11 protein-coding genes and 1 pseudogene are annotated in these 16,486 nt (G+C 66.7%); 2 read left to right on the forward strand and 10 right to left on the reverse strand.

Features of this window, described 5'->3' with window-relative positions:
* From rfbG to FHS03_RS28590, 10 genes and pseudogenes are all read right to left on the reverse strand, one after another.
* Positions 1 to 1,083 carry a CDP-glucose 4,6-dehydratase gene (gene rfbG, locus FHS03_RS02735; RefSeq protein ID WP_183439580.1) on the reverse strand — a complete coding sequence of 361 codons (1,083 nt, stop codon included), beginning with the start codon at positions 1,081 to 1,083 and terminating at the stop codon, positions 1 to 3.
* Complete coding sequence (gene rfbF / locus FHS03_RS02740; RefSeq protein WP_183439458.1) at positions 1,080 to 1,853, reverse strand: glucose-1-phosphate cytidylyltransferase; 774 nt, start codon at positions 1,851 to 1,853, stop codon at positions 1,080 to 1,082. Before rfbF ends, rfbG begins: the two co-directional genes overlap by 4 nt.
* A 132-nt stretch (positions 1,854 to 1,985) precedes the next feature.
* Positions 1,986 to 2,462, reverse strand: a complete 477-nt coding sequence (locus tag FHS03_RS02745) for an acyltransferase (protein ID WP_183439459.1) — start codon at positions 2,460 to 2,462, stop codon at positions 1,986 to 1,988.
* Positions 2,463 to 2,474: 12 nt separating this feature from the next.
* The gene (locus FHS03_RS02750) at positions 2,475 to 3,581 is read right to left on the reverse strand and encodes a DegT/DnrJ/EryC1/StrS family aminotransferase (protein ID WP_183439460.1); all 1,107 of its coding nucleotides are present in this window, start codon (positions 3,579 to 3,581) and stop codon (positions 2,475 to 2,477) included.
* A gap of 9 nt (positions 3,582 to 3,590) precedes the next feature.
* The gene (locus FHS03_RS02755; protein WP_183439461.1) at positions 3,591 to 4,025 is read right to left on the reverse strand and encodes a sugar 3,4-ketoisomerase; all 435 of its coding nucleotides are present in this window, start codon (positions 4,023 to 4,025) and stop codon (positions 3,591 to 3,593) included.
* A 2-nt stretch (positions 4,026 to 4,027) separates the two neighbouring features.
* Complete coding sequence (locus FHS03_RS02760; protein WP_183439462.1) at positions 4,028 to 4,906, reverse strand: glycosyltransferase; 879 nt, start codon at positions 4,904 to 4,906, stop codon at positions 4,028 to 4,030.
* A gap of 55 nt (positions 4,907 to 4,961) precedes the next feature.
* A complete protein-coding gene (locus FHS03_RS02765; protein WP_183439463.1) occupies positions 4,962 to 6,266 on the reverse strand; it encodes a methyltransferase domain-containing protein in 1,305 nt (434 codons plus the stop codon).
* Positions 6,267 to 6,295: 29 nt separating this feature from the next.
* Complete coding sequence (locus tag FHS03_RS02770; RefSeq protein ID WP_183439464.1) at positions 6,296 to 8,809, reverse strand: O-linked N-acetylglucosamine transferase, SPINDLY family protein; 2,514 nt, start codon at positions 8,807 to 8,809, stop codon at positions 6,296 to 6,298.
* A gap of 169 nt (positions 8,810 to 8,978) precedes the next feature.
* Positions 8,979 to 11,786, reverse strand: a complete 2,808-nt coding sequence (locus FHS03_RS28585; protein WP_371871576.1) for an SPM autocatalytic domain-containing protein — start codon at positions 11,784 to 11,786, stop codon at positions 8,979 to 8,981.
* Between the two features lie 114 nt (positions 11,787 to 11,900).
* Positions 11,901 to 14,807 (reverse strand): annotated as a pseudogene (locus FHS03_RS28590) (hypothetical protein); the annotation flags it as partial.
* 283 nt (positions 14,808 to 15,090) lie between these two features.
* On the opposite strand from FHS03_RS28590, the gene nudC reads away from it, so the two are divergent.
* Both nudC and folE read left to right on the forward strand, forming a co-directional pair.
* On the forward strand, positions 15,091 to 15,813 hold the full coding sequence (nudC, locus tag FHS03_RS02780) for an NAD(+) diphosphatase (protein ID WP_183439466.1): 723 nt from the start codon (positions 15,091 to 15,093) through the stop codon (positions 15,811 to 15,813).
* 106 nt (positions 15,814 to 15,919) lie between these two features.
* Positions 15,920 to 16,486, forward strand: coding sequence for a GTP cyclohydrolase I FolE (folE, locus tag FHS03_RS02785; RefSeq protein ID WP_183439467.1), 567 nt, complete (start codon positions 15,920 to 15,922; stop codon positions 16,484 to 16,486).

Consider the following 16,486-nt stretch of genomic DNA (forward strand, 5'->3'; position numbering starts at 1 on the left):
TTACTTGTTGTCGCTGTGTTGCTGTTGATAGTCGTGGATCTGCGCCAGCGTGAAGGCGCGCATATCCTCTTGCCGGGCATGGGCCTTATGCCATGCCACGATATGGTCGATGGTCTGGCCCAGGTGCCAGCGCGGCTGCCAGTGCAGGCGGCCGCGCGCCTTGGAGCAGTCCAGTTTCAGATAGGTCGCCTCGTGCGGCTGCGGCGCGCCGTCCAGTTCCCAGGACGCGCCCTCGCCCCAGCTCGCGCACAGGCGGCTGATGATCCACTCCACCGGCCGCGCGTCGGTATCGTGCGGGCCGAAGTTGAAACCTTCGGCGTATTCCGCGCCGTGCAAGTAGAGGTGCTCGGCCAGGCTCAGATAGCCCGACAGCGGCTCCAGCACATGCTGCCAGGGCCGGATCGCATGCGGGCTGCGGATGCGTACCGCCTGCCCGGCGGCGATGGCGCGCATCATGTCGGGGATCAGGCGGTCTTCCGCCCAGTCGCCGCCGCCGATCACATTGCCGGCGCGGCCCGAGCCGAGCGCCACGCCATGCTGGGCGTACTGCGCCGGATTGAAATAGGAATTGCGGTAGGCCGAGGTCACCAGCTCGGCGCATGCCTTGCTATTGCTGTAAGGGTCGTAGCCGCCCATTGCCTCGTTTTCGCGGTAGCCCCAGGGCCATTCCTTGTTCTCGTAGCACTTGTCGCTGGTGACGTTGACCACGGCCTTGATGCCGGGCGTGGCGCGCACCGCCTCGAACAGATTGACCAGCCCCATCACATTGGTGGCATAGGTTTCCACCGGATGCGCATACGAGTAGCGCACCAGCGCCTGGGCCGCCATATGGATGACGATCTGCGGCCGCGCCGCCTGCAGCGCCGCGCGCAGCGCCTCGGCATCGCGGATATCGCCGATGGCCGACTGCATGCCCTGGCCCACGCGCGCCGCCTCGAACAGGCTCGGTTGCGAGGGTGGGGCGAGGGCGAAGCCGCTTACCTCGGCGCCCAGCGCCTGCAGCCAGAGGCTGAGCCAACTGCCTTTAAAGCCGGTATGGCCGGTCAGGAAAACCCGCTTGCCTTGCCAGAACGATGGGTTCATGTCCAGATCTTCCACGGCGCCTTGCCGCTCTGCCACAAGTCCTCCAGGTGGAATTTGTCGCGCAGCGTGTCCATCGGCTGCCAGAAACCGTTGTGGCGGTAGGCCGCGATCTGCTTGTCGCGCGCCAGGTTTTCCATCGGTTCCTTTTCCCAGATGGTGGCGTCGTCGGCGATATAGTCGATGACTTTCGGCGAGAGCACGAAATAGCCGCCGTTGATCCAGCTGCCGTCGCCCTGCGGCTTCTCGCGGAAGCTGTCGATGACGTCGCCGTGCATTTCCACCGCGCCGAAACGGCCGGGCGGCTGCACCGCCGTCATGGTGCCGAGCAGGCCATGCTGCCGATGGAAGGCGATGCTGGCGCCGATATCGATGTCGGCCACGCCGTCGCCGTAGGTGAAGCAGAACGCTTCCTCGTTCTCGACGAAGCGCTGTACGCGTTTCAGGCGGCCGCCGGTCATGCTGCTGTCGCCGGTGTCGACCAGGGTCACGCGCCACGGTTCGGCGTGGCGCTCATGCACTTCCATCGCATTTTTTTGCAGGTCGAAGGTCACGTCCGAGGTGTGAAGGAAGTAGTTGGCGAAGAATTCCTTGATGACGTAACCCTTGTAGCCGCAGCAGATCACGAAATCGTTGATGCCGTGGGCCGAATAGGATTTCAGGATATGCCAGAGGATCGGCTTGCCGCCGATCTCCACCATCGGCTTCGGTTTGACGGTGGTCTCTTCGCTCAGCCGTGTACCCAATCCGCCGGCCAGAATGACTGCTTTCATATTATTCTCGATCAGTTAGGTGGTTGCAGTCGCCAGGGTCGCCCTGCAAGCTATTGTAACCCCGCCGTTGTGGGAGAAGAAGCCGATTTGCGCCCCCTTGTCCGGGTATTTCCGCCTTTTGCCACAGCCGTTTCAGGCGGCGGGGGCACCCTCGAGGTAGCGCACCACGCGCGCCGGATTGCCGGTGACCAGGGCATAGGGCGGCACCGAACGGGTGACCACCGCCCCCGCGCCGACCATCGCATGATGGCCGATGGTGACACCGGGCAGGATCACGGCGGCGGCGCCGAGAGAGGCGTGGTCCTCGATGACGGTGGCCGGAAACTGCTCGGGATAGCACTTCGAACGTGGGAATTTATCATTGGTAAACGTCACGTTTGGGCCGATGAAGACATTATTGCCCACGCGCAGGCCATCCCACAGATAGACTCCGCACTTGACGGTGACGTTGTCGCCGACGACCACATCGTTTTCGATGAAGCAGTGGGCGTTGATATTGCAATTATCGCCAATCACGGCGCCGGCCAGCACCACGCTGAACTGCCACACCTGGCTGCTGGCGCCGATCTGCGTGCTGTGCACGTCCGACAGGGGATGGATTCTGGCCATTGGCGCGCCTCCTCAATCCTGCAGGGCGTGGCGCACCGCGGCCGCCACAGCGTCCACCTGCTCCATGCCCAGGTGCGGGCCGACCGGCAGGCTCAGAACCTCGCGGTGGATCGCTTCGGCGATCGGGAAATCGCCTTCCTTGTAACCCAGTTCGGCATAGGCCTGCTGCAGATGCGGGGCGATCGGGTAGTGCACGATGGTGCCGATGCCCTGCTCGGCCAGGCGCTGGGCCAGCAGGTCGCGCCGCGCGTGGCGCACCACGTACAGGTGCCACACCGGTTCGGCCCAGGCCGGGACGTGCGGCAGGACCAGGCCGGGAATGCCGGCCAGCAGCTCGCTGTAGCGCGCGGCCTGGGCGCGGCGCAGGGCGTTGCCCTCGTCCAGCGCGTCCAGCTTCACATTCAGCACGGCGGCCTGCATTTCGTCCAGGCGCGAGTTAAAGCCCTGCACCAGGTTGTGGTACTTCTTCTGCGAGCCGTAATTGCGGTAGGTGCGCAGCAGCTCGGCCAGGGCCGCGTCGTCGGTGACGATGCCGCCGGCGTCGCCCAGGGCGCCCAGGTTCTTGCCAGGATAGAAGCTGAAGGCGGCGGCGTCGCCCAGCTGGCCGCTGCGCTTGCCGTGGCACAGGGCGCCATGGGCCTGGGCCGCGTCTTCCACCACTTTCAGCTTGTGCTTGCGCGCGATGGCGGTGATGGCCGGCATATCGGCCGGCTGACCGTACAGGTGGACGGCGACGATGGCCTTGGTGCGCGGCGTGATGGCCGCTTCGATGCGGGCCGGGTCGATGTTATAGGTCGCCTCCACCGGCTCTACCGGGATCGGCGTGGCGCCGCACTGGCTGACCGCCAGCCAGGTGGCGATGAAGGTGTTGCTGGGCACGATGACCTCGTCGCCCGGGCCGATGCCGTAGGCGCGCAGGATCAGCATGATGGCGTCCAGTCCATTGGCCACGCCGATGCCGTGCTGCACGCCGCAATAGGCGGCGAAGCGCCGTTCGAAGTTCTCCACTTCCTGGCCCAGGATGTACCAGCCGGAATGCAGCACGCGCTGCAGGGCCGCTTCGAGTTCGGCCTGCTGGCTCAGGTTGATGGCTTTCAGATCGAGAAAGGGAACGCTCATGGATGGCTTTCAGCGGGGAGGATGATCGGGATGCTGGCCGCGCGCGACGGCCTGGAATTCATCGTAGTCGTGGAAATAGTCTTTGGGATCGTAGTTGGTCGAGGCCAGCACCAGGCACACCCCGCCCGACGAAAAATTTTCCACTTCGCGCCACATCATCTTGGGGATGTAGAGGCCGTAGTAGGAACGGTTCAGGTGGATCTTCTTGCGCCCGAAGCCGTCGTCGACGATCACGTCGAAGCTGCCGGACATGGCGATCATGAACTGCTGCAGTTCGATGTGGCCATGGCCGGCGCGCGTCGAGCCGCCCGGCACGTCGTACAGGTAGTAGACGCGCTTGATGTCGAAGGGGATCTGCTGCCCGCCTTCGATCACCGACAGATTGCCGCGCGGGTCGGAATGCTTGGGCAGCTGAATGATCTTGCATTCGTCGAGCAGGGACATGCTTATCCTTTCAGCGGCTGGAGATAGGCCAGGTAGCGCTCGTATGAGCGGCCGATCTGCTCGAACACGCCGCGCAGCGACAGGTAGACCGCGTGCACCTGTTCCTGCGTGGCCAGCAATTCCTCGGTCGTGACCAGGCCGATTTCATGCGAAGCGTACAGCAGGTCGATATAGTCCGAGAAGCAGTAGCCGAAGTTCGGGTTGGCGTTCGGATTGGAATTCGATTGCAGCACCGGATCGCGCCGGAAATAGCTCAGTTCCTCGTCGATATAGAAGGCCGAGCCGCCCGCCACCAGGTTGAAGTAGGCCGCCACGTCGGCCAGGCCGATGGTGCAGTCGTGCGAGCCGACCTTGAACAGATTATGCCAGCCAATCTGCCACAGCTTACTGCGACGGAACATGATGGTGGTGAACTCGCCGATGAAGTTGCGCATGCCCAGGGTCATGCTGCGGTGCAGGTCGAGGCCGCTCACCATGCCGCTGGCCTCATAGGGGCGGCGCGTTTCCACGCGCTGGTTGCCGGCATCGATGACCTGGGATGCGGAGAACAGCAGCTGCACCTCGTCGCGGCCGGCGGCCGCGGCCACCATGCGCTCGACGCAGAAGGGATGCAGCAGGTCGTCGTCGAACAGCGGCTTGATGAAGACACCCTTGGCACCATACAGGGCGCCGAGCACATTCGCCTCGCGCAGCACGCTGCTGCGCTGGTAGATCACGCCGGGGAAGCGGGCGCAGATCTCGCGGATTTCCTCGGTCGGGCAATTGTCGCTGACCAGGATTTCGATATTCGGATACGTCTGGCCGATGGCCGAGCGCAGGCATTGCTCAAAATGGCCTGGCTTGTAGGACGGGATCACGATGCTGACTAAGGGTAAGGCCATATACCATCCTATGTTTGAAGGCGCGGGGCGCCGGTTGCAGGGCCGCTGGCGGAACTCAGGCCGCTTGCGCGAGGATGATGTACTGCCACGGCAGCGCGTCCTGCACCGCGGTGTCGGGATCGCTGCCGCTGGCTTCGGCCAGGGCGCGCAGCGCCGGCAGGAAGGCTTCGCGGCCCGCTTCTTCGCGGATCACCGGCGTGCCGCCCGCGATGCGAAAGCCTGCCTGCTGGAACATATCAAGAATTGTTCCACGCGTAAACACCCGCACATCAGGTAAATCGAGCACCGTGCCGGGCTGGTAGCGCAGGTCGCCCACGGCTAGGCGCGCCTGCATGCTCCAGTGCTGGAAATTGCGCAGCGAAGCGACCACCGTGCCGCCCGGCTTGAGCTGGCGGCGGATGCGCGCCAGCATGGCCCAGGGGTCGCGCAGGCTGCTCAGCACATCGCCCAGGATCCAGCAGTCGGCGCCGGCCACGTGGGCGTAGAACTTCTCGTCGGCCTGCTCGATATCGAGGTTGAACACGTAATCGCAGTGCGGGCGCGCCAGATTGGCCTGGACAGGATCGGCTTCCACCCCGGTGTAGTTGCAGATCGGGTGGGCGGCGCGGTAAGCCTTGGCGAACACGCCGTTGTGGCAGCCCACTTCCACCAGCTTTTGCGCGTCGGCCGGCACGAAGGCCAGCAGGTGCTGGTCCAGTGTGCTGTCGGCGGCCGGCAGATCGTAATGGTAGCCGCCGGTGCGGATCACCGTGCCCTGCCAGGTGTGGCGGATGTAATGGCGGCCGGTCTCGGGGCCGAAATCGTCCTTGACCCAGTCCATATGCTTGAGCAGGTGGGCCTTGCCCGCCTGGTGCAGGGCTAGCATGGTTTGCACCAGTGGCGCGCCGTGCTTGATCGGCAGCGGCCATTGGCGCACCACATCGATATTGACCAGCATGCAGGCGGGGTGCAGATAGGCCACGGCGCCGTCTTCGGGCCGGTCGTAACCCTGTTCATTGACCTGCTGGATGCCGCCGGCGCCCCACATCTCGGGCGTCAGCCCGCTCTGCAGCGATTCGATCATGCCGCCGTTGACGATCTCCACGTCCGAATCGAGGAACAGCACCTGGCCTTCCAGTCCCAGATTCTGGATAGCCCAGGACATGCCGGGGCCGTGGTGGATGTTGTAGCCGAAGGCGATGAATTCCACGTTGGGGAAGGACACGGCGATGGCCTTGATCTGCAGCGCGATGTCGGGATTGGAGCCGTCGATCACATACACCTTGTTGGCATAGAACTGGCGGAAAGTGCGCAGCAGCCTTTCGATCAGGTCGGGCGAATTGTAGGACACCGTGATGACTGGGATGTGGGCGGTACTCATGGGCGAGGTTTCCTTTGGATGTCCTGGGTTCAGGCGGCGACGGCGCGCACCAGATATTGATAGGGCAGGGCGTCCTGCACCGCCAGTTCCGGATCGGCGCCGCTGGCGATGGCCATCTGGCGGATCGCCGTCAGCATCGCTTCCGGCGGCGCGTGCAGGGTGACGGTATTCATGTCCACCACATTGAAGCCGCATTCGCGCAGCATCAGGGCCAGGGTGCTGCGCGTGAACCAGTGCAGGTTGGCGCGGTTGAGCAGGCCGTTGTCCTGGTATTGCAGGTTGCCGCTGGCCAGGCAGGATTGCAGCGCCCAGTTCTGCGCGTTCGAGACGCAGGCCACCACTTCCACCGGGCCGGTGGCGTGCCGGCGCAGATTGCGCAGCATGGTCCACGGGTCGCGCAGGCGTTCCAGCGTGTCGGGGAAGACCCAGAACTGGGTCGCGCCCAGCTGGCGCCAGGCGGCATCGTCGAGCTGCTCGGCGTCGGCCGCCAGCACTTCGCTGCTCCATGGCGTGTCCGGCGCGGCCAGGCTGACGCTGGTGTAGCGCGCCTGCGGATTGGCCGAGCGGTAGGCTTGCGCCAGTACGCCGTTGCCGATTTCGGCCACGCTGTGCAGGCCGTTGCGCAGCATGCGCAGCATGCCTGCGTGCTGTACCGGCATGTTTTCCGGGGCCGGCACGGCGCCGGGCGCCGCTTCGTCCTGCAGCGGCACGCCGGCCGGGCGCGGAATCACGCTGGCGTACAGGTCTTCCAGGTCGCGCACGAAGCGCGGCGTGTCGAACAGCGGGCTGCTGGCGCGCGTGGCCAGCAGGCGCTGGCGCAGCGCCGCCAGTTCGGCGCGGTTGCCGGCCAGGGCCACGGCGCGCTCTTCGTAGTCATGCAGTTCGTGCGTCACCAGTTCCGGCAGGCCCATGGCATGCAGCAGGCTGCCGGCCATGCGCGCGCTGAAGGTGCGCCCGGCGCAGGTCAGCACCGGCAGGCCGGCCCACAGCGCGTCGCTGGCGGTGGTGCCGGCGTTGAACGGCGCGGTGTCGAGGAAGAGGTCGGCCAGCTGGAAGCGTGCCAGGTAATCGGCCGGCGCCACGCGGCCGGCGAACAGCAGGCGCTCGCGCGCCACGCCGCGGCTTTCCGCTTCGCGCAGCAGGTTGGCGCGGGTTTCCTCGGTATCGGCCACCATCCACAGCACGCTATCGGGCACGCGCTGCAGGATGCGCATCCAGGCCGAGAACACGTCCGGCGTGAATTTGTAGTTGTTGTTGAAGGAGCAGAAGATGAACTGGTCTTCCGGCAGGCCGTTGGCGGCCTTGGTCGGCGTGGCGCCAATGGCGCGCTGGCGGTCGTTGATCTGGAAGGTGTGCGGCATGTGCAGCGGCTTTTCCGTGAAATACGGTTCCAGCTCGGGCGGCAGCACAAAGGGATCGGCGATCACGTAATCGACGCCGGGAATCGCGGTCGGGCCGGGGAAGCCGAGCCAGGTGGCTTGCACCGGGGCCGGACGGTAGGCCAGGATGCCGGGGCGCGCGCCCAGGGTCAGGCCGTGCAGGTCGACCAGCAGGTCGATCTCGTGGCGGCGGATGCAGTGCGCCGCTTCCTCGTCGGTCATGGCGTCGATGCGGATGTAGTGGTCCATGGCGCCGACCACGCGCGCGCGCAGCGGGCTGCCGTCCTCGCGGCTCCAGCTGAAGGCGTAGACTTCGACGCGGCTGCGGTCGTGCAGCTCGTACAGCTCGGCGGTCAGGATCGACACCGCGTGCGAGCAGAAGTCCGAGGACAGGTAGCCGATGCGCATGCGCTTGTGCGGATAGCCGGTGCCGTCGGTCAGCGGCGCCACATTGCTTTTGACTTTTTCGTCGATGAAGCGGCGCGCGGCGGCCAGCTGTTCGGCCGGATCGGGCGAAGCGCTGAGCATGGCCAGGGCCGAGGTGGAGCGTTTCAATTCGTCCGGTCCCAGGTTCGGCAGGCCCGCGTACACCGGCCATTCGCATAGCTTCTGGCGCAGATGGACCCAGTGCGTGATGACGTTGGGCTGCTGCGGATTGAGTTCCAGGCTGCGGCGCAGCATCTGCTCGGCTTCCGGCAGCAGCTTGCGGATTTCCAGCAGGCGGCCCAGATTGTTCAGGGTCTGCTGGTGCAGGGCGGGCTGGGTGGCGATGTCGGGCTGCACTTCGCGCAGGATGGCGCGCCAGACGTCGAGCGATTCGTCGGGGCGGCCCAGGCGTTCGAGCAGGGAACCCAGGTTCAGGCGCGCTTCGACGAAGTTGGGATTGAGGGCGATGGCCTGGCGGTAAGCCTGTTCGGCGCCGGCCTCGTCGCGCTGGTCGCCCAGGGTCACGGCCAGGTTGAAACAGACCGCGTAGGACAGTGGCGAGCGGGTCTTGTCCAGCCACAGGCGGTACAGGGCGCTCGCCTCCTGCGGCGCGCCGCGCGCCACCAGTTCCTGGGCCGCCTGGAACAGTTCGCCGATCGGCAGCACGCCCCGGCTTGCCTGCTTCAGCACGGCTTGGTGGGAAGCGGGAAGAGAGGCGGAGCTGGCTGAAACGGTCATCTTGTTCTTTCGCTGAAAACGGCCCGGCGGCCGACGGGCGTAGAAGGCGTAATCATACCCTGTTGCGAGGGGGGAAACGGGGGATATTGTGGCCTTGAAGCAACTGATCGGCGCCGCCGCCAACCCGGCCCGCGCGCGGACGGACCGCGCGCGGTGGGCGGGGATGGACTTACTTGGTGGCGGCCAGCCAGCCTTGCGTCTTCTGGCTGTCGTGCAGGGCTTCCAGTTGCTTGTGGCCGCCGTCCGGCGCCGCTTGCAGCGCCGCCATCTGGCCGTCGGCCGCGAAACGCTCCAGCGCATGGGTCAGGGCCTGCACCTGCAGCGAGAGCGGCGAGGCCGGCGCCGGCAAGCGGGCCGGCGCCGGGTTGGCGCTGCCCGGCTGGCTGGCCGTTTGCTGCGCCGCCGCGGCGGCGGGCGGTGCGGCGGCCGGGCCGGTGGCGAACCAGACGTCGGCGGCGGCATGCTGGCGGCCCTGGGTGTCGGTCCAGCTCGACGTCAGGCCGATGCGGTTGCCGTTCTGGCGCGCTTCCGACGCTTGCGCCTGCAGCCCGAGCGAGGCCACGCCCAGCGCGGCCAGGGTATGCAGCTCGCCGGACTGGCTCACGCCGTCGCCGTCGGCATCGACCCAGACGCGCAACTGGCCATAGGCCTGGTCGGCGCCGTCGATGCGGCCATCGCCATTGCTGTCGAGTTCGCGCAGCGCGGCATAGGCGTCGCGCGCCTTGCTGCCGTCGGCCAGCGTGACGGCGCTGCCGAACAGCTCGCCGCCATCGTTGATCTGGCCGTCGCCGTTGCGGTCCAGGGCCAGCAGGCCGTCGCGCGGGCCGGCCCAGCCGGTCCGCACTTTCTGGCCGCGGCCATCGATGTCGAACTGCACGCCGGCCTCGCGGCCCAGGGTGCTGACGCCGTCGCCGTCCAGGTCGAGCACCAGCGGCGTGGCGTAGCGCGTCGAGGCCGGATTGAGCGCCATGGTTTGCGCCACCGTCATGGCTGCGATTTGGGCATTGGTGAAGCCGTGGTCGATCTGGATCACGCTGAGCGCGGCCAGGTCGGCCGTTTCCATGGCCGCGATCTGGGCCGTGGTGAAGGCGGCGATCTGGGCCGTCCCCAGCGCCGCCGCCTGCACCGTGGTCAGGGCGGCGATCTGGGCCGGTTTCAGCGCCGCGATCTGGGCCGGACTCAAGGCCGCGTATTGCACGGCGCTCAGGGCGCCCAGCTGCTGGCTGTTCAGCGCGCCGAGCTGGACGCCGTTGAAGCTGGCCAGCTGGGTGGTGGAAAACGCTTGCATCTGGGCCGTGCTCAAGCCCGCCAACTGGCTGACTTTGAGGCCGGCCAATTGGACATTGCTGAGGTTGACGAGCTGGTCATCCGAGAAATAGCCGATTTGCAGCGCGCTGAAGGCGCCGATCTGGGCCGCGCTGAGCACCGACAACTGGACCGTCGAGAGGGCGCCGATCTGGTCGATATTCAGGGCTGCCAGTTGCGAATTCTTCAGCGCCTTGAGCTGGTTGGCGCTGAGCACGGCAGCCTGTTCGGCCGTCAGCGCGCCGATCTGGGTGGGCGTCAACGTGGCGACCTGGGCTGTACCGAGGCTGCCGATCTGGGCGGTCGTCAGGGCGGCCACCTGGTCGGCCGTGAGCGCCGTCAACTGGGCCAGGCGGATGGCGGCCAGCTGGGCCGTGCTGAGCGCCTGGATTTGCTCATTGTTCAGCACCGGCAACTGGGTCGCGCTCAGGTAGCCGATCTGGGTCACGGTGAGGGCCGCGATCTGGGCCGTGCTGAGCACGGTCAGGTGGTCGGCGTTGAGCACCGCGATCTGGGCGCTGCTCAGGGTGGCGATCTGGCCCGTGCCGAGCACGCCCATCAGGGCCGGCGGCAGGGCATTGATCTGGGCGCCGCTGAGCGCCGCCACTTGCGCGTTCGACAGCGCCGCCAATTGCTCGCTGCCCAGACCGGACAGGGCCGTTTCGCTCAGGGCGCGGATCTGCGCCGTGTACAGCGCCTGCAACTGGTCCGTGGCCAGCGTAGCCAGTTGCTGGGCGTCGAAGGCGGCGATCTGCTGGGTGCCGAGGGCGCGCAACTGGGCCGTGGCGAGCGCGGCGATCTGGCCCGTCGCCAGCGCCTGGATCTGCTGGCTGCTGAAGGCTTGGATCTGGCGCGTGCTGAGCGCGGCCAGGTCCACGGTTTCCAGCGCGCGCACCTGTTCGCTGGCCAGGGCCGCCAACTGCAGCGCCGTCATGGCCTGCATCTGCGCCGTGTTGAGGGCGACGATGTGGGCGGTGTTCAAGCCCAGGCCGAACTGGTCGGCCGTCAGCGCGGCAATCGCGGCCGTGTTCAGGGCGGCCAGCTGCGCCGTGCCGAGCATGGCCATTTGGGCCGTGCCGAAGCCGCCCACCTGGCCGGCCCGCAGCGCGGCGGCCTGGTCGGTGCTGAGGACGGCGATCTGGTCGCTGCGCAGGGCCGCCAACTGGCCCGGTTTCAGCGCCGCCACGGCCGCCGTGTTGAGGGCGGCGAATTGGCTGCTGCCGAGGCCATAGCTGAGCTGGCTGGTGCTCAGGGCGCTGGCGGCGGCCGTGCCGAGCGCGGCCGCTTGCCCCACGGTCAGCGCTGCGATCTGCTCGGTGTTCAGGGCGCCGATCTGCAGGCTGCCGAAACCGGCGATCTGGGCGCTGCCCAGGGACTGGATCTGGGCCGTCGTCAGCGCAGCGATCTGGGCCGTGTTCATGACGGCCAGCGCGGCCGTGTTCAGGGCGCGCAACTGGTCACTGCTGAGCCAGCGGAACTGGGCCGAGCTGAAGGCGGCCAACTGGTCGCCGCGCAGCACGGCCAGGTCTTCCGTTTCCAGCGCCGCCATCTGGGCGCTGTTGAGCAGGGCCAGTTGGCTGGTGCGCAAGGCCAGGATCTGGGCCGTGTTGAAGGCGGCGATCTGGGCCGTGCTGAGGCCGCTGCTGATCTGGCTGTTGCTCAGGCCGCCGATGGCGCTGCTGCCGAGCGCGTTGAACTGGGCCGTGGACAGGGCCGCCAGTTGCAAGCTGGTCAGGGCGCCCAGCTGGTTGGCGCCGAATGCGGCCAATTGGCTGGTGGCCAGCGCCGCCACCTGTTCGGTGCTCAAGCCCAGGCCGATCTGCGCGGCCGTCAGCGCGCGCACGGCGCTGCTGGACAGGGCGTTCAGCTGGTCGGGGCGCAGGCCGCGGATCTGGCTGCTGTTCAGGGCCACGATCTGACTGCTGCGCAGGGCGTTCAAGTCCTGGGTTTCGAGCACGCTGATCTGGAAGCTGTTGAGCGCGGCCAGCAGGGTGTTGCTCAAGCCCGCGTACTGGGTGGTGGTCATGGCGATCAGCTGGGTGCTGCTCAGGGCGCCCAGCTGGGCCGTGGTCAGGCCGGCGATGCCGGCGCTGCTGATATTGCTCAGGATTTCCGTGCTGAGGCCGGCGATCGTGGCCGTCGCCAGCGCCGCCACCTGGTGGCTGCGCAGCGCGGCGAAGTCCTGCGATTCCATGGCCGCCAGCTGGGTGCTGCTCAGGGCGGCGATCTGGGCCGTGGTCAGGGCGCTGGCCTGGTCGGTGGTCAGGGCGACGATCTGGTCGGTGGACAGGGCCGCGATCTGGGCCGTGCGGAAGGCCGTGATCTGGTTGCTGCGCAGGGCGGCGAAATCGGCCGTTTCCAGGGCCGCCAGCATGGCCGTGTTGAAAGAGGCCAGCTGGTTGCCGTTCAGCGCGGCGGCCTGGGCGGTGGTGAAGGCGGCGATGCGCGCCATGCTCAAGCCGTTCAACTGGCGCGTGCTCAAGGAGCCGATCTGCAGGCTGCCGAGGGCGGTGTACTGCTCGTCGCGCAGGGCGGCCAACTGGCTATCCTTGAGCGCCTGCACCTGGCTGTAGCGCAAGGCGTTGAGGTCGGCCGTTTCCATGGCGCGCATTTGCGCGTCGCCCAGGGCGGCGATCTGAGCCGTGCTGAGGCCGACGATCTGGGCCGTGCTGAAGGCGGCCATGGCGGCGGCGTCCAGGTCGGCCAGCGCGGCCGTGCCGATGCCGCCGATCTGCGGCGCCTTGATGCTGGCGAAGTCCTGGCTTTCCATCGCGTTCAACTGCGCGCCGCTGAGACCGGCCAACTGGCGCTGGGTCAGCGCGCCGGCCTGGGCGGTGCTGAGCGCGACCAGCTGGGCCGCGCTGAGACTGCCCATCTGGCTGCTGCTCAGGTAGCCGATCTGGGCGGTGCTGAGCAGGGCCAACTGGCTTTCGCTCAGATTGGCCAGGGCCTGGGTCGACAGGCTGGCGATCTGCTGCTGGCGCAGCGCGCGCAAGTCTTCCGAGGCCAGCGCGTTCAATTGCTCGCTGGTCAGGTAGCTGAGCTGGCGCGTGCCGAGGTTGGCCAGCTGGGCCGTGGTCAGCGCCGTGATGTGCTGACTGCCGAGGCTGGCGATCTGCTGCGAATTCAAGCCGTTCAGCGCCTGCCACTTGATGGCGGCGAAGTCGGCCGTTTCGAGGGCGGCCAACTGCTCGGGACGCATGCCGCTGAGCTGCTGGGTATTCAGCGCCGCCATCTGGGCCGTGGTCATGGCCACGATCTGGGCCGTGTTGAGCGAGGCCATCTGGCCAGGCGTCAGGCCGGCGATCTGCCTGGTGCTCAGCGCGGCGATCTGGGCCGTGCTGAGGTCGGAAAAGCGCAGGGCGCCCAGGGCCGCCAGTTGGGCCGGGGTGAGCACGGCAAAATCTTGCGGCTCGAACGCGGCCAGCTGGGCCGTGCTGAGCGAAGCCATCTGGGCGGTGGTCAGGGCCATGGTCTGGGCCGTCGTGAGCGCCGCGATCAGGGCCGGCGACAGCGTGGCGACCAGGTCGATATTGAGGGAGGCGATCGTGCGCGTGCCGAGCGCGGCCCAGTCCTGGGTTTCCAGCGCATTCAGTTGCGCGCTGCTCAAGGCCGACAATTGGCGCGTGCTGAGCGCGGCCGCCTGGGCCGTGCTGAGCGCGGCCACCTGGCCCAGGCTCAGGGCGCGGATTTGCGCCGTGCTCAGGCCGCCGATCTGGCGGCTGCCCAGGGCCGCCAGCTGGCCCGCGTCGAGGCCGGCGATCAGGGCCGTGGCCAGCGCGCCGATCTGCTGCGAAGCCAGCTGGCCCAGCTTCTCGGTGCCGAGCGCGGCCAGTTGTTCCGCGCTGAACAGGTTCAGCGTGCGCGTGCTCAAGCCGGCCAACTGGGCGCTGCGCAGGGCCGCTAACTGGGCGCTCTGTAAGGCGGCGATCTGGTCGGTTTGCAAGCCCAGCAACTGGCTGCTCTTGAGGGCCGCGAAATCTTCCGTCTCGATGGCCGCCAATTGCTCATTGCTTAGCAGACCGATCTGGCGCAGGCTGAGCGCGGCCGCCTGCTGGGTGGTCAGGGCGGCGATCTGCGCCGTGTTGAGGCCGGCCAGCTGCTTGCTGTCGAAGGCCATCAATTGGCGCGTTTTCAGGGCCGCCACATCCTGGGTTTCCATGGCGCCGATCTGGACACTGCTCAGCGCTTGCAACTGGCTATTGCTGAGCTGACTCACCTGCTCCGTGCCGAGGCCGGCGATCTGGTCGGCGCGCAGCACGGCCAGTTGCCGGCTGGTCAGCGCGATCAGCTGGGCGCTGCGCAAGGCCGCCAGGTTTTCCGTTTCCAGCGCCGCCACCTGGTGGGTGCTCAGGGCGGCGATCTGCTGGCTGCCGAGCTGGGTGAACTGGGTGGTGCTGAAGCCGTCGGCGAGCTGGTCGTTGGTGAGGGCGGCGATTTGCTGCGAGCTCAAGCCATGCAACTGGGGCGCGCCGAAGCCCGCGTGCAGCTGGGCCGTGGTCATCGCTTGCAGGCTGCGCGTGGTGATGGCGCGGATTTGCTGCGAGCTCATCACCTGCAACTGGGTGCTGCTGAAGGCGACGATCTGTTCCGGCCGCAGGCTGGCCATATCGGCCGTCTTGAGCAGCGTGATCTGATAAGTGCTGAGGCCGGCGATCTGCGCCGTGTTCAGGTCGGGTACGATAGAGGGCATAGTAGGTTCTCCTATGCCCAATATATCCCGAATGCAACAGCCGCCATGTTGAGAATAGGCGGGGAAATAACGTTTAAATCACTGTACTGAAATAATAACTTCCGCTTCGATAGTTTTTATTTTTGCATTAAATCCCGTATTATCGTGATACACGGTAGCTCGAATAAATTTAAATCTAGTCGATAATGTTACAAACTCCGCCAGCCTTTATTCCGCTGATTAGCTCCGAAATGGCGGCCGCCGCGCCGCGCCGCGCCGCGTCTTTCTCTTCCACCAGGGCCAATTGCTTTTGCGCAGCGCCGACCTGGCCCTGCCCGCGCAGCTGGACGCCTTTGGCCTGAGTCCTGAACAACTGCACCCGGTCGGCCTCTGGCAGGATTGCTATTACCAGGCGGCCTGGACCGACAGCCCGGCCCTGCCCGATGCCGAACACGGCTGGCACGGCTTGCGCGCCCTGTTCGGCAGCATGGACGAGGGCTTGCTGGGCCTGGCCAGCCGCGCCAGCCAGCTGGCCGAATGGGCGCGCACCCACCGCTTCTGCGGCGCTTGCGCCACGCCGATGCGGCGCGCGGCGGGCGAACGCAGCTTCCAATGTCCCGCCTGCGGCATGACGGCTTACCCGCGCATTTCGCCGGCCATGATGGTGCTGATCCGTAAGGGCGAAGCGGCGTTGCTGGCCGTGCATGCGCAAGCGCCGTATAAGCGTTTTACCGCGCTGGCCGGCTTCCTGGAAGCGGGCGAATCGATCGAGGAAGCCGTGCACCGCGAGGTGTATGAGGAAGTCGGCCTGCGCGTGCAGAACCTGCGCTATTTCGGCAGCCAGTCCTGGCCTTTTCCGCATTCGCTGATGATCGCGTTTACCGCCGATTATCTGGACGGCGAAATCCGCGTCGACCCGAATGAAATCAGCGAGGCGCGCTGGTTCGGTCCCGGGGATGAATGGCCGGAGATGAGCGCCACCGTTTCCATCGCCGCCGCCCTGATCAACGCCCACCGTCCGCGCTGAGTCCGGCGCGCGCCCAGGCGGCCCCGGCTTTGAGTCAGCGGCCGGTGCAAGCGCGCCAAAGCCTGTATACTGATGGGTCAACCGCAATTTTCAGGCCTTTATCATCATGTCAAACGCAGAATTCTCCGAACACGACTGGCGCCGCCTGCTGCAGAGCTTTGGCGAAGACCCGGACCGTCCGGGCTTGATCGAAACCCCGCACCGCGTAAGCAAGGCGTGGAAACACTGGACCTCGGGCTATGGCCAGGATCCCGTGGAGCTGCTGAAGGCCTTTGAAGATGGCGCCGAGCAGTACAACGAGCTGATCGTGGTGAAAGGCATTCCCGTCTACAGCCACTGCGAACACCACCTGGCGCCGTTCTTCGGCAAGGCCACCGTCGGCTATGTGCCGAACGGCAAAATCGTCGGCCTGTCCAAACTGACCCGCCTGGTGGACTGCTTCTCCAAGCGCCTGCAGGTGCAGGAACGCATGACCATGCAGATCGCCGAAGCGCTGATGGAAGTGCTGGAGCCGAAGGCCGTGGGCGTGGTGGTCAAGTGCCGCCACCTGTGCATGGAAAGCCGCGGCATCCGCACCCCGGGCGAAGAGACCGTGACCTCGGCCATGCTGGGCGAGTTGCAACCGAACCTGGCCATGCGCACCGAATTCCTGGCCCTAGCGCGCGAGCCTTAA

Origin of the sequence: Pseudoduganella violacea (assembly GCF_014191875.1) — a bacterium.
Classification (GTDB): domain Bacteria; phylum Pseudomonadota; class Gammaproteobacteria; order Burkholderiales; family Burkholderiaceae_D; genus Rugamonas; species Rugamonas violacea_A.